Origin of the sequence: Klebsiella sp. ME-303, from assembly GCF_007910085.1 — a bacterium.
In the GTDB taxonomy this organism is placed as follows: Bacteria; Pseudomonadota; Gammaproteobacteria; order Enterobacterales; family Enterobacteriaceae; genus Klebsiella; species Klebsiella michiganensis.
Map to the genome: position 1 here is coordinate 1 of NZ_VOJB01000098.1, position 381 is coordinate 381.

A 381-nucleotide genomic window follows, 5' to 3' on the forward strand; every position below is an offset into this window, starting at 1 on the left:
CCTGCAAAGCTCTTTCTGCTGTTTATCTAACAGCGTCGACTGCTTCCCCCGCAGTTTTCCTTGCCCCGGGGAATAGCCATGTCTTCGCGCGTGCGAAGACGTATCAAGTCTCCTTCGAATTCGACAAACGTTGCCAGCACGTTAAAGAACATCTTAACCATCGAATCCGCAGGGTCGTAGAGGCTGTTGCCCAAAGCAAGTTCTACGCCACGGGCCTTTCTTGTCCGTCATTTTATGGCCTGAGTAAAGAGCACTACAAGGGCTTTTAGCGAAAATTGAGGGGGAGGGCGTTTATTTTCTTGCCCCTGATTTTTTGCGTTTCATTAATCGTATGACAAATAGTGGTTGTTATCTCTGCACGTGAATTATATAAATATCCAG

At 47.0% G+C, this 381-nt stretch carries 1 pseudogene; it reads right to left on the bottom strand.

Going from position 1 to position 381, the window contains the following annotated elements:
- Positions 1-218, bottom strand: a pseudogene (locus tag FQK12_RS23900) (recombinase family protein); the annotation flags it as partial.
- Positions 219-381: the final 163 nt, after the last annotated feature.